Source organism: Actinomyces oris (assembly GCF_001937445.1).
GTDB lineage: Bacteria > Actinomycetota > Actinomycetes > Actinomycetales > Actinomycetaceae > Actinomyces > Actinomyces acetigenes.
Genome location: NZ_MSKS01000019.1, coordinates 45,963 through 71,913, shown reverse-complemented (window position 1 = coordinate 71,913; position 25,951 = coordinate 45,963). Strand labels below are relative to the sequence as shown.

General features: G+C 66.5%; 21 protein-coding genes. 5 read left to right on the top strand and 16 right to left on the bottom strand.

Translation table 11 applies throughout. The annotated features are described in order from the left end of the window. Positions 1-227 precede the first annotated feature (227 nt). The 7 genes from BKH20_RS06615 to BKH20_RS06585 all read right to left on the bottom strand — a co-directional run bounded on the left by BKH20_RS06615 (position 228) and on the right by BKH20_RS06585 (position 7,594). The gene (locus tag BKH20_RS06615; protein ID WP_075390418.1) at positions 228-842 is read right to left on the bottom strand and encodes an Imm5 family immunity protein; all 615 of its coding nucleotides are present in this window, start codon (positions 840-842) and stop codon (positions 228-230) included. 64 nt (positions 843-906) lie between these two features. Beyond that, positions 907-2,373, bottom strand: a complete 1,467-nt coding sequence (locus BKH20_RS14665) for a hypothetical protein (protein WP_256693062.1) — start codon at positions 2,371-2,373, stop codon at positions 907-909. Positions 2,374-2,379: 6 nt separating this feature from the next. Further along, complete coding sequence (locus BKH20_RS06605; protein ID WP_143224958.1) at positions 2,380-2,613, bottom strand: hypothetical protein; 234 nt, start codon at positions 2,611-2,613, stop codon at positions 2,380-2,382. A gap of 178 nt (positions 2,614-2,791) precedes the next feature. Beyond that, entirely contained in the window at positions 2,792-3,250 is a 459-nt protein-coding gene (locus BKH20_RS06600; protein WP_178388570.1) for a YbaB/EbfC family nucleoid-associated protein, read from the bottom strand. Positions 3,251-3,456: 206 nt separating this feature from the next. Then, positions 3,457-4,932, bottom strand: a complete 1,476-nt coding sequence (locus tag BKH20_RS06595; protein WP_075390415.1) for a S8 family serine peptidase — start codon at positions 4,930-4,932, stop codon at positions 3,457-3,459. Then, the gene (eccB, locus tag BKH20_RS06590) at positions 4,929-6,254 is read right to left on the bottom strand and encodes a type VII secretion protein EccB (RefSeq protein ID WP_075390414.1); all 1,326 of its coding nucleotides are present in this window, start codon (positions 6,252-6,254) and stop codon (positions 4,929-4,931) included. The genes BKH20_RS06595 and eccB overlap by 4 nt, the downstream gene beginning before the upstream one ends. Continuing rightward, entirely contained in the window at positions 6,254-7,594 is a 1,341-nt protein-coding gene (locus tag BKH20_RS06585; protein ID WP_081381630.1) for an EsaB/YukD family protein, read from the bottom strand. The genes eccB and BKH20_RS06585 overlap by 1 nt, the downstream gene beginning before the upstream one ends. 302 nt (positions 7,595-7,896) lie before the next feature. On the opposite strand from BKH20_RS06585, the gene BKH20_RS06580 reads away from it, so the two are divergent. Both BKH20_RS06580 and BKH20_RS06575 read left to right on the top strand, forming a co-directional pair. Beyond that, positions 7,897-8,229 (top strand): WXG100 family type VII secretion target, encoded by a 333-nt coding sequence (locus tag BKH20_RS06580; protein WP_075390413.1) that lies wholly within the window; start codon positions 7,897-7,899, stop codon positions 8,227-8,229. A 52-nt stretch (positions 8,230-8,281) separates the two neighbouring features. Beyond that, positions 8,282-8,578 (top strand): WXG100 family type VII secretion target, encoded by a 297-nt coding sequence (locus BKH20_RS06575; RefSeq protein WP_075390412.1) that lies wholly within the window; start codon positions 8,282-8,284, stop codon positions 8,576-8,578. A gap of 1,443 nt (positions 8,579-10,021) precedes the next feature. Here BKH20_RS06575 and BKH20_RS06570 read toward each other — a convergent pair. Beyond that, the gene (locus BKH20_RS06570; protein WP_075390411.1) at positions 10,022-11,380 is read right to left on the bottom strand and encodes a hypothetical protein; all 1,359 of its coding nucleotides are present in this window, start codon (positions 11,378-11,380) and stop codon (positions 10,022-10,024) included. A 175-nt stretch (positions 11,381-11,555) separates the two neighbouring features. On the opposite strand from BKH20_RS06570, the gene eccCa reads away from it, so the two are divergent. Further along, positions 11,556-15,632, top strand: a complete 4,077-nt coding sequence (gene eccCa / locus BKH20_RS06565) for a type VII secretion protein EccCa (RefSeq protein ID WP_075390426.1) — start codon at positions 11,556-11,558, stop codon at positions 15,630-15,632. A 119-nt stretch (positions 15,633-15,751) separates the two neighbouring features. Here the strand turns inward: eccCa and BKH20_RS06560 are convergent, their stop codons facing one another. From BKH20_RS06560 to BKH20_RS06545, 4 genes are all read right to left on the bottom strand, one after another. After that, on the bottom strand, positions 15,752-16,933 hold the full coding sequence (locus BKH20_RS06560) for a hypothetical protein (protein WP_075390410.1): 1,182 nt from the start codon (positions 16,931-16,933) through the stop codon (positions 15,752-15,754). Positions 16,934-17,234: 301 nt separating this feature from the next. Continuing rightward, the gene (locus BKH20_RS06555; protein WP_256693060.1) at positions 17,235-18,185 is read right to left on the bottom strand and encodes a hypothetical protein; all 951 of its coding nucleotides are present in this window, start codon (positions 18,183-18,185) and stop codon (positions 17,235-17,237) included. Between the two features lie 587 nt (positions 18,186-18,772). After that, positions 18,773-19,510 (bottom strand): glutamine amidotransferase-related protein, encoded by a 738-nt coding sequence (locus tag BKH20_RS06550; protein WP_075390408.1) that lies wholly within the window; start codon positions 19,508-19,510, stop codon positions 18,773-18,775. 46 nt (positions 19,511-19,556) lie between these two features. Further along, the gene (locus BKH20_RS06545) at positions 19,557-19,940 is read right to left on the bottom strand and encodes a DUF4190 domain-containing protein (protein ID WP_075390425.1); all 384 of its coding nucleotides are present in this window, start codon (positions 19,938-19,940) and stop codon (positions 19,557-19,559) included. Between the two features lie 265 nt (positions 19,941-20,205). On the opposite strand from BKH20_RS06545, the gene BKH20_RS06540 reads away from it, so the two are divergent. After that, positions 20,206-21,660, top strand: coding sequence for a uracil-xanthine permease family protein (locus BKH20_RS06540; RefSeq protein ID WP_075390407.1), 1,455 nt, complete (start codon positions 20,206-20,208; stop codon positions 21,658-21,660). Positions 21,661-21,956: 296 nt separating this feature from the next. Here BKH20_RS06540 and BKH20_RS06535 read toward each other — a convergent pair whose 3' ends face one another. Together BKH20_RS06535 and BKH20_RS06530 are read right to left on the bottom strand one after the other, a co-directional pair. Next, positions 21,957-22,532, bottom strand: coding sequence for a LytR C-terminal domain-containing protein (locus BKH20_RS06535; protein WP_081381628.1), 576 nt, complete (start codon positions 22,530-22,532; stop codon positions 21,957-21,959). Positions 22,533-22,688: 156 nt separating this feature from the next. Then, entirely contained in the window at positions 22,689-23,027 is a 339-nt protein-coding gene (locus tag BKH20_RS06530; RefSeq protein WP_003788121.1) for a hypothetical protein, read from the bottom strand. Positions 23,028-23,415: 388 nt separating this feature from the next. Here BKH20_RS06530 and BKH20_RS06525 point away from each other — a divergent pair, with 388 nt between their 5' ends. Then, the gene (locus BKH20_RS06525; protein ID WP_075390405.1) at positions 23,416-24,459 is read left to right on the top strand and encodes a hypothetical protein; all 1,044 of its coding nucleotides are present in this window, start codon (positions 23,416-23,418) and stop codon (positions 24,457-24,459) included. Positions 24,460-24,529: 70 nt separating this feature from the next. Here BKH20_RS06525 and BKH20_RS06520 read toward each other — a convergent pair whose 3' ends face one another. Together BKH20_RS06520 and BKH20_RS06515 are read right to left on the bottom strand one after the other, a co-directional pair. Further along, complete coding sequence (locus BKH20_RS06520) at positions 24,530-25,237, bottom strand: TetR/AcrR family transcriptional regulator (RefSeq protein WP_075390404.1); 708 nt, start codon at positions 25,235-25,237, stop codon at positions 24,530-24,532. Positions 25,238-25,458: 221 nt separating this feature from the next. Then, a complete protein-coding gene (locus BKH20_RS06515; RefSeq protein ID WP_070659116.1) occupies positions 25,459-25,932 on the bottom strand; it encodes a septum formation family protein in 474 nt (157 codons plus the stop codon). Between the last annotated feature and the right edge of the window lie 19 nt (positions 25,933-25,951).

The window sequence follows — 25,951 nt, the reverse complement described above, 5'->3', positions numbered from 1 at the left end:
ATCTTCAGCTCGATCCGACGACGGTAGGAGGCCTCCGGGTCCTCGGAGTCGATCATGGCCCGCCACACCCGCTTGCGGGTCCCCAGGGACAGGATCGCCTTGGGGTTGTCCTCCTCATCGAGCAGCTCAGCACGAGCCGCCTCAACCTCAGCGCGCACGGCATCCATGTCGATCATCTGGTTCCTCCTGTCGAATGCCGGTTAGCCCGGCTGGCGGTCACTGTGTGGTCACTGGGCCTGGAGGGCTGCGGGGATGGCCTCGTCGAGGTACCACAGCCAGAAGGCGCGGCGGGCATCGACGTTGGTGTCCTCCAGCGGCTGCCAGTTCAGTGCCCCGGCTGCGGCGCTGGCGCAGCAGTAGCTGGTCTCGAGGGAGTCCGGCAGCAGCTCGTCGTCGTCCTGGATGTCTCCCACGACGTCGAAGTCCAGGCTGCGGTCGAGTGCTGAGCCGACCAGGCTGACGGCGCCGTTGGCCACGAACGCGGCAGGCTGGGTGACGGCGTCGAAGTCCTCGATCTCGTCGTAGACGTCGGCCAGGAACTCGTCGCTGGTCATCTCGGCGTCGTCGGGGTCCTGGCTGGCGTCGATGAGGCCCTGAGTCAGGTTCAGCATCTCCTGGACCCTGTCGTCGCCGGGGAAGGCGCGCTCCCACAGGGGCAGGACGCGGCGCAGGCAGGCCATCTTCAGCTCCGTGCGGCACCGGTAGGAGCGTTCAGCGTCCTGGGGGTCGAGCATCGCCCGCCAGATGCGTGTGCGAGCCGGCAGACTCAGGATCCCCTTGACATTGCCCGCATCGACCAGCTCACCACGAGCCGCATCGACCTCCACGCGTACAGCACCCATATCAATCATCCAACAACAACCTCTCTCAATCCACTTCCGCTATCAATTCTGAATCTGAACAGTGTCACTTCTGTCTGACTACCGAACCGTCAGCGCCGAACACCAACGTCCCCTTCGGATCTGTGACATACCAGTCGCGCCCTTCGTGCTGAGCGAGCTTCGAAAAATACTGCTGGCAGTTCTTGCAGCAGACTTTCGAAACGCCAATGTAAGGTTCCTCGGCATTGATGGAAAGCTGACGCTCCGCATGTGAGGCATAGTACTGACCGTCTACACCATGGTCAAGCGCTCCGGCTCGTCTCACGTCGTGGCCGATCTCTTCCTGCTTAGCGAGAACCTCGTCGATGTTAGGCTCTTGGAAGCGTTCGGGACGTTCTTTCATGCTCCACCCGCTGAGTGTCTCCACATGATCGGAAGAAGTTGTTTTATTGAGGAACAATCGTTTTCTGCGAGAAATCTCTTGCTTGGCTTCTTGGGCGCGGTCGAAGGCCTCCTGTGACTTCTTGACGGGGACGCTCTTTGTGCTATTTCCGCCCCGGGGGCCGCTGCCGCCTCCACCGTATCTGGGCGTGTCGGCCTGACGTAGCATGCGCCAACGCTCGGCTAAAGTCATGGTTCGTCCATTGGGGGTGACCAAAAGAGGCTGTGGGCGTACTTGGTCCACAATACCCAAAAGGTTCTCGATGCGACGGTCGGCGCCCCTAGCCAGGTTGTCCATCCCCCTGGAGGCTGTCTCGCCGACCTTGGTGGGAATGCTGGCGAGGCTCTCGCCGATCTTAGATGGGATGTGGGCAAAACTTGTAGCTACGTCATCGAACAGAGCTCTTGCCGTATACAGAAGGTCTTTGAGGTTCTTGGCCGACAGGACCACGTCGGCTACCTCTTTGGACAGGCGGGTTACCCAGGAGGAGACTTCAGTGATGGCTGTGCTCACTGCCCAGGGGGCGGCCAGGCCTGCGGTGAGAACCCCGATGGCGACCTTGGAGGCGAGCTTGCCGATGACGTCGGAGATCGCGTCGCGGACCATGTCGTGCACCATGCGCACGATCATCGAGGCCACCGTCAGCCCGCCCGAGATCGCGCCGGCCAGCTCGCCGGTCATGCGCAGGTGGGAGGCGGATCCGGCCTGCAGGGTCTTGAAGGTCGCCACCGCCAGGGACTCCTGACCGGCCAGACGGCTGGAGCACACCGTGTCCAGGTCGCTGGCGCACGAGCTCAGCTTGGTGGCGATGTTCGTCCACGTCGAGGCAGCCGCAGCCACCGCGTCACTGTCACCGGTGAGCTCATTGAGCCACTCGTTGAGGCTCCCCAGGTGCTCAATGATCCATCCCACTCCAGCAGACAGTGCCTCACCCAGAGGATCCGTCACCGCTGCGGCTGCGTCAAAGGCCGTGGCCACCGCACCCAGGCCGCCGGCGACCCAGCTCTTGGACTCAAACGCCTCCTTAAGATCAGAACCGTCCTCAATCAGACGAGAACCAGACCAGACGGTTTCCGACTCTTTAACCTCAGCGACAAGCTTGTTACCCATCGTCGATCACGGCCTCAGCTGACGCGCACCGGCGGCGGAGTTGGAGTCGGTTCCCTCCAGGGCGGTGGCAACGCCCCGCAGGCCCGTAGCGCTGTTGCGCAGCCCCTTCTCGGCCGAGACCATCATGAGGTCGGCCGCCGTCTTCACCAACGTGTAGGTCGGCAGGAACAATGGTGAGCACATGATGCCGAACGCGTTATCCGCCAGTGCCGCACCGGAAGCGTCCCGGGCCTGAGCCACGCCAGCAGCGACCGCATCCGTATCCTTTGCCCCCGAACACAAGGTTTCTCCGTTAACCCGAATATCCGCCATTACAGGCCCTTTCTTCCTTCTCGTGTCCTTGATGTGATTCTGTCGAGAACAGTCAGTACCGCCCTGCCCGCCCAGATCGTGCTGAGCAGGCGAAGGCCACCCGGGGCTACATGCCCGGGAAGACGAGGCCGGGAGGCGCGCTGCGCTTCTTGTTGCGGCTCTCCTCGGCCTGCTGGGCACGCCGGGTCGCTCCCACCTTGGGGCCGGCCATCTGCTCGTAGGCCTCCAGCATCGCCTGGCCCAGCCCCGTATCCACACCGATATGACGATCCACGATCGCACGGATCCTGGTTGCCGCGTCGCGGCGGCCGGTGTCGATGGCCTCCATGACCGCTGTGGAGAGCTGGGACGGATTGAGCACCTGGCTCGCCGCCGTGAAACGCACATCCCGCACGCGCCCGGCGGCGTCAACGACCACCGTGACCTCGCCGCTCTTGGACGTGCCCTCGACCTCCAGCGAGTCGGCCTGCTCACGCACCCGCTCAGTCGCCTCGCTATTGCGCTGCGCCTGGGCGACCTGCTCAGCAATCCGAGACAAGCGCTCCTCAACCAACCGATCAGACATGAGCCCCACCCTAACTGCAAACCGGATGCGGGAGCCTCCCATCAAACTGTTGGGTAAATAACAGGGGGATAACTCCCCACCTTCCTCGACATCCCGAGCGGAGATCTGCTACGAGCCGGTAATAATGAAGCGTTTTAGATGCGATAGGAATGGTGGTGATAAAAGCTGTGTCGGCCCCTCCAGTGAGCAAGCTCGGGTAGCCACTCTCAGGGCTGTTTCCGGCCTCGAATCCTGCTGGCCACCAGCCCCAAGGACAGCGCCACCAATCCCGCAGCCCCGATGCCCCCCGCGAGCCGCGCCCGGCGCCACGGCGCAGGGTCAGGAACGATCGGTTTCAACGGGCTCGGAGACGGCGTCGGCACCGGGTGGGCGCCACGTGGGTTCTCCGGCCCCACCGCCGTACCGTCGTTGACGAAGTTCAGTGCCGCATACGGAGCAATGAGCCCCCAGCCGGTCTCCGGGCTGGACTTGGCCGGCTCCGGCCGGATCGCCGTCGCCGTCAACCGGTACTTCCAGTCCGCCGGCGTCTCCGTCGGGTGTGCGGCCACTACGAGCGCCGCAACCCCCGCGGCGTACCCGGCCGCTAAGGCGGGGGAGGGGCTGTTCCGGGAGACCAGGCAGTCCCCCTCGTCGAGGAACGTGGTGGGAACGGCCTGGGCGGGAACCGCCACGTCGACGTGAGAGCCGTGCAGCATGTTCTTCGAGACGCCGCCACTGGCGTCCAGGCCCGTCACCCCCAGGACGCTCGGGTAGGCAGCCGGGTAGCGCACCTCAGCCCCGTTCGCGTCCGTTGCGAGCGGTGGGGTGGAGGCCGTCGCACCCCCGCTCGGGCGCTTCGTGCTCTCCACGGCACCGGCTCCGGCCACCACGAGGGCCCCGACCTCAGTCGCGTGATTCACCGCCGCCTGAACCTCGGGCTCATCCTGAGTCAGCATGTGGCCGACGACGATCACCTTGGCCCCGTTGTCAGCGGCCCACTGAATCCCCTCGGCGGTGCGCGTCGGCGTGGGGCCGACGCCCTTCTTCATCTGGTCGTCGGAGGTCCCCTGGTACACCCGTACCGGCATGATGGTGGCGCTCTTGGCGATCCCGACGACGCCGGAGCCCTCCACCTGGCGGGCGGCGATCATCCCCGCCACCGCGGTCCCGTGGCCGCTGTCGTCGCGCTGGCCGTCCCCCCGGCCCAGGAGATCGACCCCCGGAGTCATCGCCCCTTGAAGGTGAGGGTTGTTCGCATCCACGCCGGAGTCGACAACGGCCACGACGACGCCCTGCCCCTCTGTCACGCCCCAGGCCCGCTCCACGCCGATCTGCTTGAACACCGGCGGGCTGGTCGTCAGCAGTGACCCCTCCCCCCGCTGGCAGTCGGCGACCTCGGTGTCGATCGGCGGAGGGCCGGTCTGCACCTGCGGGGCGGCGGTCGCGGTCTGCTCCGATGAGGCGGACGGTGCGGACGAGGGCGCCGGGGTCGCCGCATCCTGCGGGGCGGGGGCGGCTTCCTGCGTTGAGGCCGGCTGGGGGTCGGGCATGGGAAGCCGGGGCATGAGGGCACCGCCGGCGACGCCGCTCACGCCCGAGACCGCAGCGGAGCCGGCGAGTGGTGCCGTCCCCACGGCGGGCGACGCGGCCAACAGGATCACCGCGGGAACGCATGCCGCCAGGCGACGCGGGGAACGCTTCACTTGTCCTGCACGCCCTTCCACACGGCGGCCTTCGACAGCTCCGGCCCGGCCGGGAACAAGGAGATCCACGGGGAGGGAATGCTGGACACGTTGCTCATGGTGTAGCCGAGCTGCGTGACCGTGTCAGCGGTGGTGCCTCCCAGCGCCCAGACGCGACCGGCGTCCGTGAGTAGGAAGACCTGGCCGGCGGAGCCACCGGAGGTCGCTCGCACCAGAGCGCCCGTTCCCCCCTTGACTGTCACGCCGCCCTTGTCGATCTGATTGCTTGCGTTGATCGTCGAGGTCATCTGACCCGAGGCGTCCACCTGGAGGACGGCGCAGGCGCTCTGGTTCTCAGTGGTGCCCTTGCCCAGCGTGTCGGGCCAGTCGGACGGGGCCGACGACGTCGTCGTGCTGGCCTGGCTCAGGTCCGAGGCGTTGACCTGCTGCTCAGTGACGTTGGGGGATCCGAGCTTGTACATCGCGAGCTCGACCTCGTTGAGGCGGGCGACCCGGCCGTCGGCTCGTACCAGGTAGTGGCGCTGAGCCCCCGAGCCGTCGGACACCACGAGCAGGGAGCCGGCGATGGGGTTGGAGATCGAGGAGGACAGGGTGGTCACCGGGGTGCCGGCGTCCGACAGAGAGAAGGGCTTGATCGTGCTCCCCTGGGGAAAGAGGTTGATCCAGGTGGCGTCGACCGGGACGACGGGATCGGTGTCCAGATTCAGGGCGTGGAGGGCGGCGTCCAGGTTCTCGGAGGGAATCGGGTAGCGGTGGCCGTTGGCGATGAGATAGTGGGTCTTCCCCACAGCCACCAGCGCATGCCCCACCGAGCTCATGCCCGAGGGCGCTGAGCCGACGAAGGTCGAGGTCGCGCCCGCGGTGGAGGAGCAGGCGGCCCATCCCCGGGGCACCAGGGACTTCGCTGTGGGCAGTGACTCCGGGGCGTCGGCAATCCCCACCTGCGAGCCCCTCTCGATGCCGTTCAGCGTGTCGGCGCCGGCGGTGGTCTGCTTGAAGGAGCCCGGGTCCGACAGGAGGCGGGCGCTGGCGATGTTGGTGACCGGGCGCAGACGTCCGCGGATGGTCACGTAGCGCGTCCCCTCGTTCTTCACGATAACGAGGGTGTTGTTCTGCCAGTCATTGGGCAGCGGGGAGGTGAATCGACCGATGACCAGTGAGACCAGAAGGATGACCAGCGCGATCGCGATCCCGCCGATCACTGGTCGGAGCATGTTGCGCGGCTCCACCTCCCGGCCCCCCGGCGTCCCCGCGCTGAAGGCCATGACGAGGCGCTGGCGGTTGAACCGCTGCGCACTGAGGATGTCCTTATTGGAAGCCATCACAGCACTCCGATGACAAGGGCGGCCAGGGGTGCGATGGACAGCAGGACCAGAATCTCGATGACGTCGGTGAGGCGTGCCAGCCTCGGACGGTACGTGGGCCCGAGGACATTGAGAAGAAGGACCACGAGGCCCACGACCCCGACCAGCACGACCATGGGCATCACGACGTCGGCCTGTTTGAGGACGATCACGAGCACCAGCGTCGCCAAAATGAGCATGCCGCCCACGACGCCGGCCGTCACGTCCGCCCGTGACCGAACCGCACGCGTGCTCAGCATCGCGGCGACCGCGATGGCGGCGACCAGGGCGACGCCGTCGTATCCGACCGAGGCGAGAGCCGGGACCGAGACCAGCACGATCATCGAGCAGGCGATGCGCACGGACAGCACCAGCCCGTGCATGTTCAGGATGCGAGATGTCAGCGCCGCCTTGATCGGCCCCTCGTCCTCGGCTCGGTGATACCCCTCTGGTTGGTTGGGCAGGCTGATGGTCACTGGGACTGAGGCGAGTGCGAGCCACGGGGTCAGGAGCGAGATGCCGGCAGCGGTCGCGCTGACCAGAGCGAGAACCGGCGCCAACCGGTAGCCGAGCGCCTGGGTCCCCAGCCCCGTGGCCATCATGGCCACGCACACGAGCAGGGGGCCTGCGAGCAGCGGACGATCGCGGTCCAGCAACGGTATGCAGGCGCCCAGGAGTGAGGCGCCGACGGCGCCCGCGGCCGCCATCCTCAGTCCGGTCGGCGGTCCCTGGAACCCGGTGTGGAGGGTCACGCCGGCGAGTACTGCCGCCGTGATGACCAGTGCCCAGGCCCCCTTCTCCTTCATCTGCCTGATGGCCAGCGCGGCCAGGATCAGCAGCACCGCCGCCACCGCCGCGCAGGCCGGGGTCACCCATCCTCCGGGCCCCTGGCGCAGGAGCAGGGCGCCTCCTGCGGTGAAGAGCAGGCACGTGGCTCCCACCGACAGGGTCAGCGTGTCCTTGGGGTCCCAGGCGACCTGCTGACGTTCCACTGCGGCGGCGACCGCTTCGGTCAGATCGTCGTAGCGGTGCTCCGCCTCTGTGCTGCGCAGGTCGAGCGTCAGCACGTCGCCTGCGCCGACGCGCTGATTCGCCAGTGACAGGGAGTCGTCGAGAACACGACCCGCCTGCGTGGTCAAGCACATGCCGTAAGCCGAGGCCTCCTCCCCCAGCCCTTCAAGCTTCTGCGCCAGGGCTGGAACCACCTCGACCAGGGGGAGATCGACCGGCAGCGAGATGTCCACCGGGATGCGCTCGTAGACGACGGTGACGGGCATGAGGGAGGAGCTGCGCCGAACACGCGAGGCGGGAGGAGGCAAGGCGATTCTCCTGGAGAACGGGACGAGGGCGAGTCATCATCGGCTGCGGATGCAGCCGCGACACCCCATCGTAGATCACGAATCGGGTGTCAGGACTAGGGGGCAGGGGCGGGCTCATGCGGCGAGACTGCCCACACTGATCTCGATCACATTACGTGAATTAATGCCACGATCGGTTGTTGTGCACTAGGCTGGGCGGGCCAGAGAGCAGCATGGGCCAGTTCGAAGCCGTCGGCGCACGGTCTTGGTCGATGCTGTTCGCCCACAGCGGCTGCCGCGAGCAGCCCGGAGAAAGGAGTCTTATGGCCGAGCAGATGAAGGCTGAGGCCGGCGTCATTGATACGGCGGCCAAGACGGTGGATGATCATCGCGCCAATCAGAGTACGATCGCTATGCAGGTTAAGAGTGCCGCTGATGAGTGCCAGGCCAGCTGGGTCGGGCAGGGGGCGGCCGCCGTCGCCCAGGTTGTTGCGCAGTTCATGGAGGAGTCCCGCCGGATCGACCAGGCGCTACTGAGGCTCTCGGATGGCCTGCGGAGTACCGGTACTGCGATGGCGAGCGCCGACTCGGAGGTTGCGGCTGGAGCCCAGCGTCTCGGCTCTGAGGCCGCCAGCAACTACCACAACCTTACCTGACGACCTTACTGTCCTTGACCCAACACACTTGATTTCACCGCAGGAGATAGTTATGACGAGTAATGAAGACCTTCTCGTTAGGCACAGTGGGTTGCAGACGCTTGCCGCTGAGATGCACCGGCGTTCTTCTGAATCCTCATCCGATCTGGATACCATGGATGCTGAGCTTCGCCCCACCCAGAGTGGCTGGTCCGGTGAGGCGCAGCAGCAGTACACCATCGCTATGGCGCAGTGCCGTGACGCGATCAGCCGCCAGCAGATGCTGACCCAGCAGCTCGGCACCCACGTGAGTACCTCCCAGGGTGACTACCAATCTTGTGACCAGAAGTCTGCTACCTGCTTCACCTGATCTTTCGGTCGTTGTCCCGACATCCCCTCGGTGCTCTGAGCCTTCAAGGCTCAGAGCACCGTCGTGTTGTATGGAGGAACGCGCGGCCCGGTTGTCAGATCGTCTTCGGTCGGCGATCTCCGTGCTGCGCTGAGGACGGTCCGGTGGGGGCAGAGAAATCCGGTGCTCCAGAGACCGAAGGCGTCGGCGGGTACTGCCGCGAAGAGGGAGAAGCGGCGGAAGCGGCTGACGAGGGCGGTATCACCGGGAGCTGAGCGTTCTGTGGGCCAACCGGTCCACCGGGAGCATCCGGGGCGCCGCTGCGGATCCCGGGGGCAGCGGCGTGCGCTCCATTGGCCGCAGACGGAGCAGAACCCCCCGTTGGGGGCAGCGGGGATGCCGCCTGCTGCCGAGCCGGTCGAATCCGTGGCGGTAGCGACGGCGGTAGAGAATGGCTCGCCTGAGCTGGAGCCTGAGGGGCCGGGGCGCTGGGTGGTGCCGACGCAGCGTGCGAACCGGGCCCGGTGGGCATCGACGACGTCGGAGGACCGGAAGGGGCGGCGAACACTGACGGAGTGATCGGGGAGGAGTCGGGCGCCGCCGGGACGGAGGACGGAGGCAGGGAGGCCGGAGGCGGGGTCGGCGCCACGGGAGAGTGAGCCGTGGAAGGCGGTGGTGCGGGAGACGCCACTGGTGGCGCGAAGCGCGACCGAGCAGCACCTGAGCTGGAGGCGGCAACCAGTGTGGGGCCCGCCGGCACGCCAGCTCCGGCGAACCCTCCCGTGTAGGCCGGGCCGGCCAGATCGGGGCGCTCGTGCACAAGTGGCGCCGGCTGCGCCGGGGGCTGAAACGTGGGCGCGCCGGTGGCCATGGGGCCGGCGGAGGGGTGCCGTCGCCCGTCTTGCGCAGGTCCTCGAGTCATCACCTCGGGAGCCACAGGCGGCGTTGCAGCAGGCTTCGGGCTGCGCCTGTTGCCACGCGGCTTGGTGTGAGTCCGCCTCGCAGCACCTGGCTGCGCCTGCTCCGGCATCGGTCGCCGCGTCACGGTCAAGGTCCCGGTGAGACGATCCAGAAGGCGTTCCCGATCCTTGTCGGACTGACCCGCCGACCTGTGGGGGTTGATCTGGAAGGGGAGGAGGAAGGGCAGAAGCACTCTCACCAGGGCTCGCCCGATCCCCGGGGCGGCTCCCTGCTGCGGGACCACCACAGTGGCCGACACTGTTGCCAACCCGGCTGTTCTCCCGAAACGTGCAAGAACCAGGCTCTGAGCCACGATCACCTGAGCGAGCAGAATCCAGGGCAGTGCCTTGACGTTGAGTGCCAGCATCGGGACGAGAACGACGACGATCAGCAGGAGGACGTCGACGACGGCAGCGGCCACCGCCTCTCCGGTGGTAAGAGGACGCCAGTCGCTGCGAGTGCGCGCACGCTTCGCCGCACGTGCGACGGAGGTCGACATGATTCTCATAGCTGCCTCATAACGTCGATCAGTCCTGCTGCGATCACGGCCGAGGGGAGAATCCCCACAGCGGCGAGGGTCTGGAAGATGTCACCAAGTCGACCCCACCATGCCGACCGAACGGTACTGAGGAACATCCCTACCGCGAAAGTGCCCGCTGTTGTGAGGAAAATGATGAAAGCGACTACTTGGCTCCAGGTTCGTGTGATGACTCCCGCGCCGCCATCGATCCACAGCAGAACCAGCGCCAGGACGATCGCGACGGCGACGACCAGCCTTGGTGTGAGGCGCAGCACTCGCGAGTGAGCGGTACGCGGGCGTAGCAGCAGAAGCAGCATGACGCACACGATCTCGACCCGAGCCCCCCAGGCCGTCACGCCGTCGGCCAACGCGGTCTGGATCGCCGTCGGCAGGCTGAGTAGCACCAGGCTCCCGAAGGCGATCTCCAGCGCGACCGAGGACACCGTTGTCTGAGCCACGGAGCGCGAGACGGAGCGAGGAGACACCTCTCTTGACGGGGGCATCGTGGGTTGGCGCACAGAACGCCCCATGACTCGCAGCTGAGTCATATCCAGCAGCTGCTGATTGGGGACTTGCACGGCGAAGCCCGGGATCAGCAGTCCGCCAACGGCTCCCACCGCCATGAGCACCATCAGGACGGGAACGTGCGAGATTCCCGTAGCCGGCACGATCGTCCCGACGGTGGCCAGGAAGAGCCAGGCGCCCGCTGAAACTGCTTCACTAGCCCCCCTGCGGGCGATCCACAGCAGCAGGGCCGCAGCTCCCGTGCCCCACATGGCGAGCAGCGCGACCAGTAACCGGGAGTCCGGGCTGGAGACGGGCGCCAGAAGAGCGCCTGCCGCTCCCCCCGCCAGGGGAACGGTTAGTGCGCCCAGGGCCTCCCGCACCGCCGATCGCTGTCTGGCGGGCCTGAAGGCCGCGGAGACCAGAAGAATGACCAGAAGACAGGCTCCCGCGATCTGCAATGCCGTCGAGAGAAGCTGACCGTGCCCGATCAAGGGCGGCAGCCCCCCTAAGAAGAAGCAGAGAACGGACACCAGAACGAAGGCCGTCTCTCCGACTGATGCGCGCAGAGCGCTCTCGAGGCCGGCGTCCGCGATCTTGTAGCTCCGTAGGTCGGCCCGAACCGGTGTGGTGACGAGGACGGTGCCCTCCAGGACGTCGGTTCCCACGGCTGCCTCGGCGTCCACCACTGTCCCGTCGGCTGTTGCGATGAGGAACCCGCTGGGCTGGTGCGCCTTCGGCGGAGGCACGAGCGCACCAATGGGTACTCCAGTGCGTGCCGCCATGTCGAGCCGCTCGCCCTCGTGGACGAGGGTGACGCGGGTGCTGGTCGCATTCATCCGAGGATCAGTACTCCGAGAGGGTTGGGGGAGAGAAGGTCAGCCGAGGTGCAGACAACCGTGACTCTATCGATACTATGACGTCAGCACCCGGCTGGGTGGGCTTCACCTCGGTCGGTTACTTCTCACGAAGTCGAACCTGTCGTCCCACGTGCAGTACACCCTTCCCACCCTCATGAACACCGAGGAGCAGAACGTGACCATCGACACTTCCGAAGCGTCGACCGAGACGATCGAGCTCAAGGCCCCGCCCAACGCCATCACACCGCAGGACGCCACCAGCTCGCTGACGATGGTGCTGCCGATGGCCGGCTCGATGGGCGTCATGGTGTTCATGGCCATCTCCAATAACAACAACACGCGAATGTTGCTCACGAGCGGCGGGATGGTTGTGGCCATGCTGTCGATGGCCGTGTTCAACGTGTACCGCCAGATCCGTCAGCACCGTAACAACGTCACGAACCAGCGCCGCGAGTACCTCGGCTACATCTCAGAGGTGCGCTCCGAGGTCCGGGAGGCGGCCAAGAACCAGCGCCGCACTGCTGTGAACCACCTGCCCGAGCCGGAGGCCCTTCCGTACCTGGTGCAGCACGGGGCCAGGGTGTGGGAACGGCGCCAGGGGCAGGACCACCTGCTCGTGAGGTTGGGGCGTTCCTCCCAGCCGCTGGCGGCGACCATCGAGGCTGAGGAAGTCGGCCCTCTGAGCACCCCGGACCCGGTGTGCCTGTCAGCGATGCACCGTTTCGTCACCACCCACACCGAGGTGGACGCCCTCCCCTTCGGCATCGAGCTGAGCGCCTTCTCCCACATCGAGGTGGTCGGCCCGCTGAGCGAGGCTCGCGCCCAGGTGCGGGCCATGCTCTCGCACATCCTGGCTCTGACCTCACCCGCCCTGGTGCGACTGGCCGTCCTCACCTCCCAGGAGACGGAACCCGAGTGGGACTGGGTGAAGTGGGCGCCCCATGCCTGGTCCGATTCCGTGGCGGACGCCGTCGGGCCATCACGGCTCATAGCGCACTCCCTGGACGAGCTCACGGACAAGCTGCCCGAGGACTTCAGTGCGCGGGGCACCTTCTCCTCCGCCGCGGGGGAGCCTCCGCTGCCTCACATCATCGTCCTGGTCGACGGTGGCACGCTCCCTCCCAGCTCGCCGCTGACAGCGGATCGCGGGCTCCAGGGCGTGACCGTCATCAGCTTCGCTCAGCGTGTGGAGCATCCCCTGGTCCTGCCCAACCGCCTGCGCCTGGTCCTCAGCCCCTCCGACAGCCAGTCCGAGACCGTCTTGAGCGAGACCCCCGACGAGGCAGCGGTCCCCATGAACGTCGAGCTCGCCGGCCAGGATCCCAGTCCGGCGCTGGCCGACTCCATCAGCATCAATGGCGCTGAGGCCGTCGCCCGCCGGCTGGTGGCGCGCTACCAGACGGTCGGGGAGGACGTCACCCCCTCAGCCCCAGTGGGAACCTCCGATCCCGAGCGTTCCGAGGACCTGCTGCGGCTCCTGCACCTGGGAGACGTGAGGGACTTCAACCCCGACACCCAGTGGGTCAAGCGCACTGGCGCTGAGCGCCTCAACGTGCCCTTCGCGGTGACGCCCGAGGGCGAGCCGGTGGCGCTCGACATCAAGGAGTCGGCGGAGAACGGTATGGGCCCCCATGGTCTGCTCGTGGGCGCCACTGGTTCAGGTAAGTCGGAGGTGCTGCGCACGCTCGTGCTGGCCCTGGCCCTCACTCACGGGCCGGACCAGCTCAACTTCGTCCTGGTCGACTTCAAGGGTGGAGCGACCTTCGCCGGAATGTCCGAGCTCCCGCACGTCTCGGCGATGATCTCGAACCTGGAGAGCGAGCTGGGGCTCGTCGACCGTATGGCTGAGGCGCTGCGCGGCGAGATGAATCGTCGTCAGCAGATGCTGCACGACGCCGGAAACTACGCCAACGTCATGGACTACGAGCAGGATCGGGTCAAGGGCAAGCACAACGGCGACCCGCTTCCGGCGCTGTTCATCATCCTGGACGAGTTCTCCGAGCTCCTGTCCGCCAAGCCGGACTTCATCGACACCTTCGTGGCCATTGGTCGACTGGGACGATCGCTGCAGATGCATCTGCTCCTGTCCTCTCAGCGACTGGAGGAGGGGCGCCTGCGCGGTCTGGACTCGCACTTGTCCTACCGCATTGGTCTGCGTACCTTCTCCGCCAGCGAGTCCCGTACGGTTCTGGGGTCCCCGGATGCCTATCACCTGCCTCCCCTGCCGGGAAGCGGCTATCTCAAGAGCGACACCGAGACGATGACTCGTTTCCGCGCTTCCTACGTCGCCGGCAAGCCTCCGGCCCGACGCACCTCGCGGGCGCTGCAGCTGCCGGGAGTCGCCAAGGCGGCCGACACGGCACGAAGTGCCGTCGAGATCCTGCCGTTCACCGCCCAGGACGTCGAGGTGGAGATCCCCGACGAGGAAGTGACCGTCGAGGCCGAGGAAACCGCTGCGCCCGAGCCCGAGGCATTCCCGCAGGACGAGGTCTACGCCGACAGCACCACCATGGACATCGCCGTGGACCGGATGGCCGGCCACGGCATCCCGGCTCACCAGATCTGGTTGCCGCCGCTTGAGGTCAGCGAGACCTTTGACGCTCTCATGTCCGATCTGGTGGTTGACCAGAACCTGGGCCTGACCTCGCCGTCATGGCGGGCGAGGGGCGACCTCGTGGCGCCCCTGGGCGTCACGGATGTCCCCCTGGAACAGCGTCGCGAGACGCTCACCGTGGATCTGTCGGGTGCCGGTGGTCACGTCGCCGTCGTCGGTGGGCCCCTGTCCGGAAAGTCGACGGCAATGCGTTCGCTGGTCATGTCGTTGGCTCTCACCCGCACGCCGGCCGAGGTGCAGTTCTATGTCATCGACCTCGGCGGCGGAACCTTCTCGACGATGCTGGACCTGCCCCATCTGTCCGGAATGGCCACACGCGATGAGCCGGACATCGTGGCTCGGATCATGGCGGAGATCGCCTCCCTGCTCGACGATCGCGAACGCTACTTCCGGGCCAACCGAATCGACTCGATTCAGACGTATCGGCGTGAGCGGGCTGCGGGGCGTGTCGACGACGGGTACGGAGACATCTTCCTCGTCATTGACGGCTGGGCCACCCTCAGGACCGATTTCGAGGACATCTCCATGGAGGTGCAGGATCTGGCACCGCGCGCACTGGCGCTCGGTGTGCACTTCGTCCTGTCCTCCAACCGGTGGATGGACCTGCGAGCGGCGATTCGTGACGCCATCGGAACTCGGATCGAGCTGCGCCTGGGCGACCCCGCGGATTCAGAGATCAATCGGAAGATCGCCCGCCAGGTGCCTGAGGGCAGACCGGGGCGCGGCCTGGATCGACAGGCCCGCCACATGCTCGTGGCGCTGCCGCGTATTGACGGCAACCACGACGACTCCACCCTGGCGCAGGGGATTCACCACGCCTGCCAGCAGCTCGCCAGTGCATGGAAGGGAGCGCCCGGTCCCAAGCTGCGCCTGCTGCCGACCCAGATCGACCTGGCTGAGCTCCAGGCCATGGTGCCCGCCGACGCCGGCCCCGTCATCGGTATCGACGAGGCCCGCCTGGAGCCGGTCACGCTGGCCATGGAGCAGGATCCCAACCTCATCGTGCTCGGTGACGCCAAGAAGGGGAAGACCACCTTCCTGCGCGCTCTGACCCGCGAGCTGATTCGCGGCAAGACGCCCGATGAGGTGCGGATTCTCGCCATCGACCTGCGCCGCAACTTGCTGGGGGAGATTCCCGAGGAGTTTCTGCTCGCCTACCTCTCAGTGCGCGACATGGCCGTCTCCGAGATCAACGACCTCTCGGGTTACCTTCAAGGGCGTCTGCCGGGCCCCGACGTCACGGCCGAGCAGCTGCGCAACCGCTCATGGTGGAGAGGGCCGGAGATCTACCTCCTCGTGGACGACTACGACCTGGTGGCGACGAATACCTCCAACCCGCTTGCACCTCTGCAGCCCCTGCTGGCGCAGGCTCAGGACATCGGTCTTCACCTCGTGCTCACGCGCCGCATCGGTGGAACGACGCGTGCCATGTACGAGCCGATCATGCAGACACTCAGCGATCTGTCCACGCCGGGCATCATGCTGCCCGGCAACCCTGATGAGGGGCCGCTGCTGGGACGGCAGAAGCCGCAGCCCGGCCCGGCTGGGCGGGCCCGAATCATCAGCCGTGATGGGGTGCGCACTCTTCAGCTCGCGTGGACGCCGCCAACCATGTGAGTGGTACCCGTGCCTGCCGGCTCCTCTGGCCGGATGCAGGCACGGGGCAGCGAGGATCTCTCCATCCGGATGGGGTGAGCCCGTACCTGCGTAAGGTCAAGTGGGGTGCGTGGGGGTGCCTATTGGGCGTGGGGCCGGTAGCTCACATGCTGGGGTTGTTGCGTGCTTGTGGCCGCTGGTACGAACTGACGTGCCTTGTGCTTCATGGCGGACGCGCGTCGGCGTAGCAGCACGGTGATCCCGACGGCGATGGCTCCCAGCAGGATCGATGCGGCCCACGCCCGGAAGATGACATACGGCAACCGCTGGCCAGTACTGCTCAGCCCGAGACCGGAGGAGACGACAGCGCGGGATATGCCGAACGCGGCGAGAATATACATGTTGACCAGGGCTATGAGTGTTGGGGCGAGTCCAACGGTGTAGCGGAATACGCGACTGGTGGGAGATGAGACTCCCAGATAGAGGTTGATCGAGGCAATGACGGCTAAGATGATCGTGATGACTATCCCAACAGTGAGTGGTATTCCCCGATCATTCGGTCCGACTGCGGGGGTCATCCATAAATTGACCGTCTGGCTACTCGTGTCTGATCGATAAAATTTTGCGTTGAGGAGCAGTTTTGTGATCCGGTGGAGCATTGATATGAGGAGGAACAGGTTCATCGCCATTCCAAGACTGACCAGCCAGTGTCGAGGAGGGTTGGCGGTCCTTCCCATCCGGGTTGTGAAGATCGCTGCGGAGCCAGTGGCCAGCAGACACAAAATGGGGAATGGGTTGCCGATGGGGTCGTTGTTCAGTATTAATGCGTCAATGAAGAGTAGTTGAATTGCGGCCGCTGTTGTGATGACGCTGGCCTGGTTTCTGATGATGTTGACGATGGAGATAGGGATAAGGATGAGCCACCAGGCGCCTAATGTTAGTGGGATGTACGTCAGTGCCTGGATGTAGTCGCGCTCCGTGGGGTTCTGTAAGGAAGGGAAGGCCTGGTTTGTGGACGTGTCATTGATTGTCCATATCACGTGAAATCCGACTGCTAACAGTGTCAGCGCGAGGGCGGCCAGTCGGTCGCGTCCCCAGGGGGCGGGTGAGGGGAAGGCGGTCTTGCGGGTGATGCCGAGTGGCGCACTGGCCAGTGATGGCGGCACGAGCGGCTGCGGGGTCGCAGGAGCGGGGCCCGGGAGCGGGGCGGGGGTGAACCTGGGAAAGCTGGCGGTGGGCGCTGCCGAATAGGGGCCGATATCAGTCCCGTTGGTGACGATACTGCTGGCGGGCTGGCCGATGCTGGACAGGTGCGGGGCCACCGGTTGCGTCGGGGTGCTCCTCTGTCCCTGGAAAAGATAGGGGTAGTCGGCTTGCTGCCCGCCCTGGGGCCCGCGGTCCGGTGTGAGGGCCGCATGCGGTGGTGACGCAGTGGTGTGCGGCCCGTGTGGCATCACGCCGTATGGCGTGGCCGGGCCGTATCCATAAGCGTCCGACGGCGTCGGAGCAGGGCTGCTCTGAGGTGGAGGTGGCTGCCGCATAGTGGGCATTGTGCTCGACCTGTTGGTCGGTGTCGATAACCGAAGTGGTGGCGCGTGCCGACCTCGCGGTGGTGGGACCGGCTCAGTATCCGCCCGTCCATGGTGACTGGGACCGGTGATACCGGCTGAAGCGGTTTTGCATGCCCCGTGCTCCTCCAGTATGAAGTCCCTGCTGAGTTCCTCCGGTGGACTCCTCGTTGGTGAGGTGACGGGCGGCGGCCACCGTCGAACCGACGGTGACGATCCCCACGACGATGACTGCCAGCAGCATGAAACCGGTCTCGGACGGCGTATGACTGTGCCCGTCAGCCGAGGGCCCTCCGAAGACGGTAGAGACGAGGAGGCTGTCGAGGCTCAACAGGGATGCGCAAGTAATGGACGTTATCTTAAATGTCTTGCCATAAGATCCGCGGGCCGCCTGGATGACGCCGATACCCGACACAATGGCGATGAGGGCGGAGAGTATCATGCTGGGCACCAAGGGAATCCCGACTACGTCGGAGTCCGACCACACGAGCCAAAGATGTGAGGTGTAGTGAGTGATGCTCTGGCCGTTTGATATCGAGGCGTAGGCGACCCAGCCAAAATTCGCGAAACGGAGAATCGTGTTGAACAGGATGAACTGACAGGAGCCTACGGCGAGGGTCAGGATCCAGGATCGCGGCTCCTTCAGCCTCTGGTTAAGTCGTGTGGTCGCGACGGCTCCGACAGTGGCGACGAAGAAAGAGATTACAATGATGACGGCGTTGATATGAATCTGATGGGACTGGGCTGTTCCGGTTGGGAGCATGACTGTCACGAATCCGAACCACAGCGCCAATCCGGTCATCTCGGAGACGGGCTGGTTTCGGAAGAGGCGACGGAAGGCGAAGAAGAGCCACCACAGGTTCGGCGTGATGCTGATGTATATCATTGAGGCCGCCAGTCTGGAGAGGGAGAGCCAACTGTGCTTGCTCGTAATGTACGCATTCATCGACATAATGAAGTTCGCGGCCTCCAGGACGGCGAGTACGAGCAGTGCCGTGAGCGCCACGGCCTTCGCACCGCTCCACGGCACATGGTGTGGTGCGCCCACGGGTTGGGATGAGGTCGTTCCTGGGCGCGGGCTGCTCAGCTGTGGCGGTCTGGCAGGAGAGGGATAGCCCGGTGCGGTGACTGCTCCGCTCAGGTATGCCGACCCGGTGCCCGAGCCCGCGCCGTGCTGAAACTGCTGGAACTGCTGCGGTTGCGGCTGGTACGGCTGGTACGGCTGATACTGCGGTGCGGAGGCCTGCACGGGCGCAGGCGGATAGGGCTGGCTCGGGAAGGCGGGGGCCCCGGGTGGGCGCACCACCGACTGTGTCGGAATTGCGCTTTGCGCGGGAGGCATGTACGCGCCGTGACCGGCCGGCGTTGGCGCCTGCCCGTATGTCGCCCCGCCCTGCGGAGCGCTCACCGGGGGCTGGCCATAGGCCGCCTGCGGCGGGTACTGCGGGCTCGATGGGCCGTTGTATCCCTGTGGCGGCCCCGGATAGGCGGGTGGGTAAGTCATGGCAACGTCCTGATGGTCGTGGCTCTCAGCTCCAGAGCTGCGCCTGGACCCCCGAGTCGTTCGGGGCTTGCGGCCCCAAGGGCGGCAGCTCAGCTGCGGGTGAAGTGTGAGATGAAGTTGCGGATGATCCGTCCGGCGTCGTGCGCCTCGGAGGACCGGGCCTGGGTGAGGATGTCCTCGCTCATGTCCGGGTCACCGTAACCGGCCTCGTCGTAGATGCTGACGCGCCGCTCGAACCGGACGGCGTCGAGCTCAGGGTTGAACTGGCAGGCGTAGACGTTCCTGCCCACGCGCAGCATCTGGACCGGGCAGTCCGGTGAGCTCGCCAGCAAGGTCGCGTGCGGGGGCACCTCCCCGACGCCCTCGTAGTGGCCGGCGAAGACCGTGACCGCCTGGGGGAGCCCCTCCAGGATCGGGTCCTTACGGCCCTCCGCCGTCAGGAACAGGTCGACGGCTCCCAGCTCCTCACCGAATTCCTCCTGCGTCCCGGTGCCCAGGTAGGCGGCCAGCACCTGGAGCGCGACGCCGGTGGCCAGAAGGGGGATGCCCTCCTTGAGAATCACCCCGAGCAGCTCGCGGATCTGCTCCTCGACGTTGAGCTGACTGCGGGTCTTCTCGGCTGCCGGCGTGTCCGCGTTGTAGGGGCTGGCCCCGATGAGTACTCCGGAGACATCGGCCGCGGTGAAGGAGTCGAGGAAGTCGACCTCCTCCAGGGCGATGTGCTGCAGGTCGTCGCGCGACAGACCGCTCTGAGCCAGGAAGGACTCGTACTCGTCCTGCGCCGCCTCGTGCTCGGGGCGCGTGGTCACCATGATGAAAGGCTTCACGGGACCACTGTAGGGGACCGGTTGGCCCGGTGTGGCCGTCCGGTCCCTAGACCATGAACAGTATGAGGATGAGGAGGCAGGACCACAGGATGACGGAGACGCCTCCCAGAATGAGCCCCAACCAGGCCAGCCCCTCACCGGAGTTGTAGCTGTGGCGCAGGCGCCGCAGCGCGCTGATGCCCAGGATGATCGCGGCGACGCCGACGAAGGGGATGAAGCTGAGCAGCCCGCACACCAGGGCGGCCGTCGCCCCGGAGTCGCTGCGGGGGCGGGGCGCCGTGTAGCCGGGGCCGGAGAAGATTTCTGCCGGGTCGAGATTCTCGGTGCCGGGGAAGACGAATCCCGGAGGGAGTCCGTCGACGTACTGCTCCGAGCTCGGCGAGAAGCGTGGCGCGCTCTGTCCTGGCGTGGAGGTCCCGACGGTGCTCATGACCTCATCATGCACCGCCGGTGCCGGGGAGAGGCATCCTTCCCGCGGACGAATCGGGCACTGCCCGACAGATGCCCGCGAGGGGCCCGGTCCGCGTGCCTGCCGGGTACCTGCGAGGGGCCCGGTCCGGTGCTCGCCGAGCAGGGGCTATGCTGAAGTCCCGGCAGACTCTGCCGGGTCCTGCCGAGCGTCCCGCGGGTCTCCCGCGAGTGGATTTCCCACGGGACACAGTCATTCCCCTCATTGCCCAGGCAGGAGCTCACTCGTGTCCTATTTCCCCTCTCGTGGCTGGCGCCTGCACGGCGATGGCCGGTCCATCGCCCCGGGTGAGGTCGTCGCCCCCGGTGAGCGCCTCACCTGGCCGCGCACCATCGGCATTGGTGTCCAGCACGTCATCGCCATGTTCGGCGCCACCTTCCTGGTGCCGCTGCTGACCGGCTTCGACCCGGCGACGACGCTGTTCTTCACCGGTGTGGGCACCCTGCTGTTCCTGGGCATCACCTCCGGGCGCCTGCCCAGCTACCTGGGCTCCTCCTTCGCCCTCCTCGCCCCCATTGGCGCCGTGACCGGCTATACGCGCGACAGAGGTCTCCCCCTTGACCCCCACAAGGCAGCCCTGGCGCAGGGCGGGATCATCTCGGTGGGACTGTGCCTGCTGGTGGTGGGCATCATCGTCCACCTGGTCGGCTCCGCCTGGATCGACCGTCTCATGCCGCCGATCGTCACCGGCGCGATCGTCGCCCTCATCGGCTTCAACCTGGCCCCCGCGGCCTGGGGCAATGTCACAAAGAGCCCCGTGACCGCGGTCGTCACGATCGTCTCGATCCTGGTCATTACCGTGATGTTCAAGGGCCTCATCGGGCGCCTGGCGATCCTCTTCGGCGTGCTCATCGGCTACGCCACCGCGGTGCTGCGCGGGGAGGTGCACTTCGACAAGGTGGCCAAGGCCCCTGTCCTGGGGCTGCCCGACTTCCACGCCCCGGCCTTCGACCTGCGCTACCTGGGCCTGTTCATCCCCGTGGTGCTCGTCCTGATCGCTGAGAACATCGGCCACGTCAAGTCCGTCTCGGCCATGACCGGAGAGGACCTCGACGACGTCACCGGCCGCGCCCTGTTCGCCGACGGGCTGTCCACCATGCTCGCCGGCAGCGGCGGCGGCTCGGGCACCACCACCTACGCGGAGAACATCGGCGTCATGGCCGCCACGCGCGTCTACTCCACCGCCGCCTACGTGGTGGCGGCGCTCAGCGCCCTGGGCCTGTCCCTCTTGCCGAAGTTCGGTCAGATCATCGCCACGATCCCGGCCGGCGTCCTGGGCGGGGCCGCCACGGTCCTCTACGGAATGATCGGCATGCTGGGGGTGCGCATCTGGGTGCAGAACCGCGTGGACTTCTCCGACCCGGTCAACCTCAACACGGCGGCCGTGTCCATGGTGGTGGCCATCGCCGACTACACCCTGGTCTGGGGGGACATGACCTTCAAGGGCATCGCCCTGGGCTCGGCCGCTGCCATCGGCGTCTACCACGCGATGCGCTGGATCTCGAAGCTGCGCGGCACCAACCTGGAGCAGGCCTCGCCGGCCTCGGCCCCGGCTGGCACCGAGCTGGAGGGCCCGGCCTACTCCAGCCGCGCCGCCCACTCGTCCGCGGCCGCGTCTGCGGCGGCTCCGACGTCGTCGAGCACCGATGGCGCTGAGAGCGCCGGTGAGAGCCGCGACTGAGGCGCCCCGCGGACGTCAGTCCGCCAAGCCTCTTTCATTTGCTCACTGTCGCCCCCGGCAAGACCGGCCCTGGAACCGCACCCGAGCCGGCGTCTCAGACGCGATGACGCTCTGAATCGGGAACTGCGTTTCCCGTCCAGGACGTACTTGTCCCCCAGATGACTGAGGCCGGACCCCAGTCGTCTGGGGGACAACGCAGTCCTCGTCGGAGAAGTACGTCCTCGATCGGGGTAGGAAACCATCGAGGCAGGGCGTCGTCGTCGGGATGCTCCCGCCCGGACCTGAGCGGCTCCGAATCAGCTGGGCTTCTTCGTGGCGGCCTTGTCCGCCGGGACGCAGTCGCTGGGGGCGGTGATGGGCTTGCCGGCGCCGAGAAGCTTGATCTCGTCCGACTTCAGCGCGTTCTGCAGGTACTCCTTGCCCAGGACCACCGAGACCGTGGTGTCGTCGTCGGACAGGCTCTTGTCGAGCTGCACCGTGGACTTGGGGAAGATCTGGGCCAGGGAGTAGGCGTTGGTCAGGCCGCCCTTGGAGGCCATGATCTGGACCTCGCCGTTGTAGATGCCTCCCGGCCAGTCATTCGCCGAGGTGACGGTCAGTCCCGCCTCCTCCAGCTCCTGCTGCACCGTGGCGGCCAGACCCACCGTCTCCGAGCCGTTGTAGACGTTGATCTTCTCGATCGTGGTGACGTCGACAGTCTTGGCGCCGTTGGGCGGGCAGGGCTGGGGCACGTAGGTCGCCGTGCTCTTGGGGTGCGAGAAGCCCGGGTTGTAGGCGGGCAGGATGCCCAGCGATACCAGGAGACTCACGGCGACCGCGACCACCATGACGGCCAGAATGGTGCCGATGACGGTGGCCTGACGGTGCTGCATGTGCCGCCGGTACTCGGCGCGCGGATCTGCGGGACTACTCACGCGATCCAGGGTAATGGACGACGACGCTCATCGGGTGGTGGTGGGCTCGATGTGACATGGGACCGAGCCGTGGACTGGGGTGCCGGGCGGGTCGCCGAGTGCTGCCGGTGAGAGTCAGGCGCTCGGCGGCGCCGGGGCGAGCCGCGGCACCCCCTCCTCCGTGACCTCCAGGATGCGGGCGTGGATCGCGGTACGCCCCTGCAGGGCGGCGCGCAGTGCCCGGTGCAGCCCGGTCTCCAGGTAGAGGTCTCCCTTGAAGGAGACGACATGAGCGAACAGGTCGCCGTAGAAGGTGGAGTCGTCATCCAGGAGGCTGCGCAGATCGAGGGTCGCACGGGTGGTGGTGAGATCGGCCAGGCGGATCTGTCGAGGCGCGATGACGGCCCAATCGCGCTGAGTGGTGACCCCGTGGTCGGGGTAGGGGGGCCTCTCGCGTACTGCCTTGAAGATCACGGCAACATCCTAGTGAATGAAGCGACCGCAGGTGCGTGGGGGAGGCGTGGGTCGTCCAACATCAACGACCTCGACGGCCTCGACGACCTCGTCACCATCGCCTCCGGCCGGGGCCGGTCCGCTGGGGTGACCCTGTCCGGACCCTCCTGGGGAAGGGGAGACCTTTCCGTTATCTGTCTCACTAGTTGGAATGTGGCCGACAGGACGGTGATTCCGTCATCTCTCTGTGATTGGCGTTATCGCTGCGATATCTGGTGGTTTACTGGAAAGATGGGACGTCTGATGCCGGAAATCGGCGCGTCGCCTGACCTTCGGACTGTTCCTCTCTTCTTCTGGGCTCTAGTACCGTGTTGGCCGCACCGACCTCGACCGAAAGGATGCCGCAGTCATGACCATCGCGGTCCGCCGAAGCGGCTTCACCATTCCCCTGTCCCTTGTCGTTCTCACCTCAACCGCCATGCTTCTGGCCGGTTGTCAGTCCGGTGGTGCCTCCAACGCCAATCAGCAGGGCACCACGGGTTCATCGTCATCTGCGAAGACGCAGTCGTCGGCCAGTGCCCAGGCGACCTCCGGGCAGAAGGCGGGGCACGCCTCTCCTCGCATCCCCAGTCCTACCGGTAAGGGCTCCGCCGACTCCTCCGCGTCGCAGTCCTCCGGCTCCCAGTCCCGTCCTGCGAGCCCGCGGGCCAACGAGCCCCGTCCCGCCGACAGCGGGAACGGCGTCCCCAAGACGTTGGCCTCCGGTAAGACTAACGCTCCGGGACAGCAGAACGGTGGTGCCTCCAAGGCCTCCCAGGGTCAAGGGAAGGCCGACGACGCCGGCAAGTCCTACGCCGGAGCCACTCAGGCGCCGCGCTCCGCGGCGCCCGAGACTCCGAAGTCCTCGGATCAGCCGGCGCCGGCAGACAAGTCCGCCAACAAGCCGGCTGAGAAGCCCGCCGACACCCAGACCGACAAACAGGCTGACAAGGGCGCCCCCGCGCAGACGCCCGCTGAGCCGGCCGCCCCCGCCGACGAGCAGCCCGGCCAGGCCACGTCCTTCGTCCCGGACAACCTCGTCTCGGAGAAGACCGCCATGATCGTGTCGCCGTCGGGAAACATCGGCTGCGACCTGTCCGCCCACCACGCGGGCTGCGGCGTGCTGTCCTACCGCTCCGATGGCACCTACGGCAAGGATGAGGCGGGCTCGCCCAAGTGGTGGTTCGACCTCAGCTCCGGTGGGACTCCGCAGCTCGCCGGCCGTAGCGAGGGCGCCTTCTCGCTCGATGAGGCCTTCCGCGGCGGCGGCTCTTCGCCCCAGGTGGTGGAGTACGGCCAGTCCGTTACCTTCGGCTCCTGGGCGTGCCGCTCCGAGGAGAACGGCATGACCTGCCGCAACACCGAGACCGGTCACGGCGTCTTCCTCAGTTCCGGGCGCTACGAGGCCTTCTGACTCCCGAGCTCGAGACATTCTCGGTACGCCTGTGTTCGCCCCGGTGACGTGCCACCGGGGCGAACCCGGCTCACGCGGGCTGCAGCGGACCGGTGAGGTAGTGCTGGATCGTCGGTCCGACGACCTCCACGAGGTGGTCGATACTCGCTCCGGCGATGGGCTCCAGGCGTAGCACGTAACGGATCATGGCCAGCCCCACCAGCTGGGAGCCGGCCAGGGCGGCCCGTTCTCGCGCCGAGGCGATTGACAGGCCCGACTGCTCAAGGGCCTCGGTCATCGGGACTGCGATCTGCTCAGTGGCGTAGTTCTGGATCGCCTCCGGGCTGCGGACGTCGGCGGCCATCCACTGCAGCAGGGTGCGGAAGGTCGCGCCGTCGGCGTCGTCGTCCCAGGCCGTCAGCGACAGGCGTACCAGGCGGGGACCGGCCGAGAGGAGATCCCCGTTGATGGCAGTGGCGATCTCCTGGCTCGCCTGCGCGCGCAGGTTGACTGCCGCCCCGAACAGGTCCCCCTTGGAGCCGAAGTAGTAGGACACGAGTGCCGGGTCCACGCCGGCTGTGCGGGCCACCGCGCGGATGGTGGTGCCCTCATAGCCCTGGGTCAGGAAGGACTCGCGCGCGGCGGTCAGGATCGCCTCCTGGGTGGAGGATGGTCGGCTGCCGCCATCGTCGGGGCGACGTCTGGGGCCTCGACGGCGCGCGCGGACAGGGCGGCGCTCGGGTGGCTCGTCGTCGAGCGGGGCGCCGGGCTGCGGTGCGCGAAGAACATCACTGGTCACTCCAGGAGGTTACGGGCGCTTCAGCCGCCCGTGATGGCCGCCGCCCGGCCGACCCGAGTAGTTCCGGAGGAACGCGGCGCTTGATCGGGGTCGGCGATCCCGGGAAAGTACGACAGCCGCCCTCATTTTAAAGAAGGCTATCGATGCGATATTCAATATTCTTCAGGGCTCCGGGGTGCGCCCCGGACACCCGGGGCGACGGTTCCTGAGGGCGCGGAGGGCTACTTCTTGGAGTTCTTGGCAGATCCCTTGACCTGCGACTTATCCCCCTGGGCGACGACGCAGCTGATCTTGCGGTCGCCCTGGGCCCAGGTGCCCTCGCCGGGCGTGAGGTACTCGACCTGGTAGCTGGTCTTGCTGGACTCGATCCCGACGTACTTGGTGAAGTCCTCGCCCAGGCAGAAGCCCTGGCCCAAGGACTTGACCGCATCCTTGTTGGGGAGCTGCTTGACGTCGTCGCCGAAGGTGGTCTGGGCGATGACCTCGTAGGTGTGCGCCTTGGAGCAGTCGACCACGGTGACCTCGCCGACCGCGTTCTCCCCGCCGGAGTCCTTGCTCACGGGGTTGTAGCACTGCCCGACCTCGAGGTCCTTGGTGGCGGTGGTGGTCTGCGAGGAGAACAGGCTGCAGGAGGTCAGCCCCATGGTGACAGCGGCGGCGACAGGAAGGGCGAGGAGCGTGGTCCGGGTGCGCATGGCTCGAACCGTAACAGTC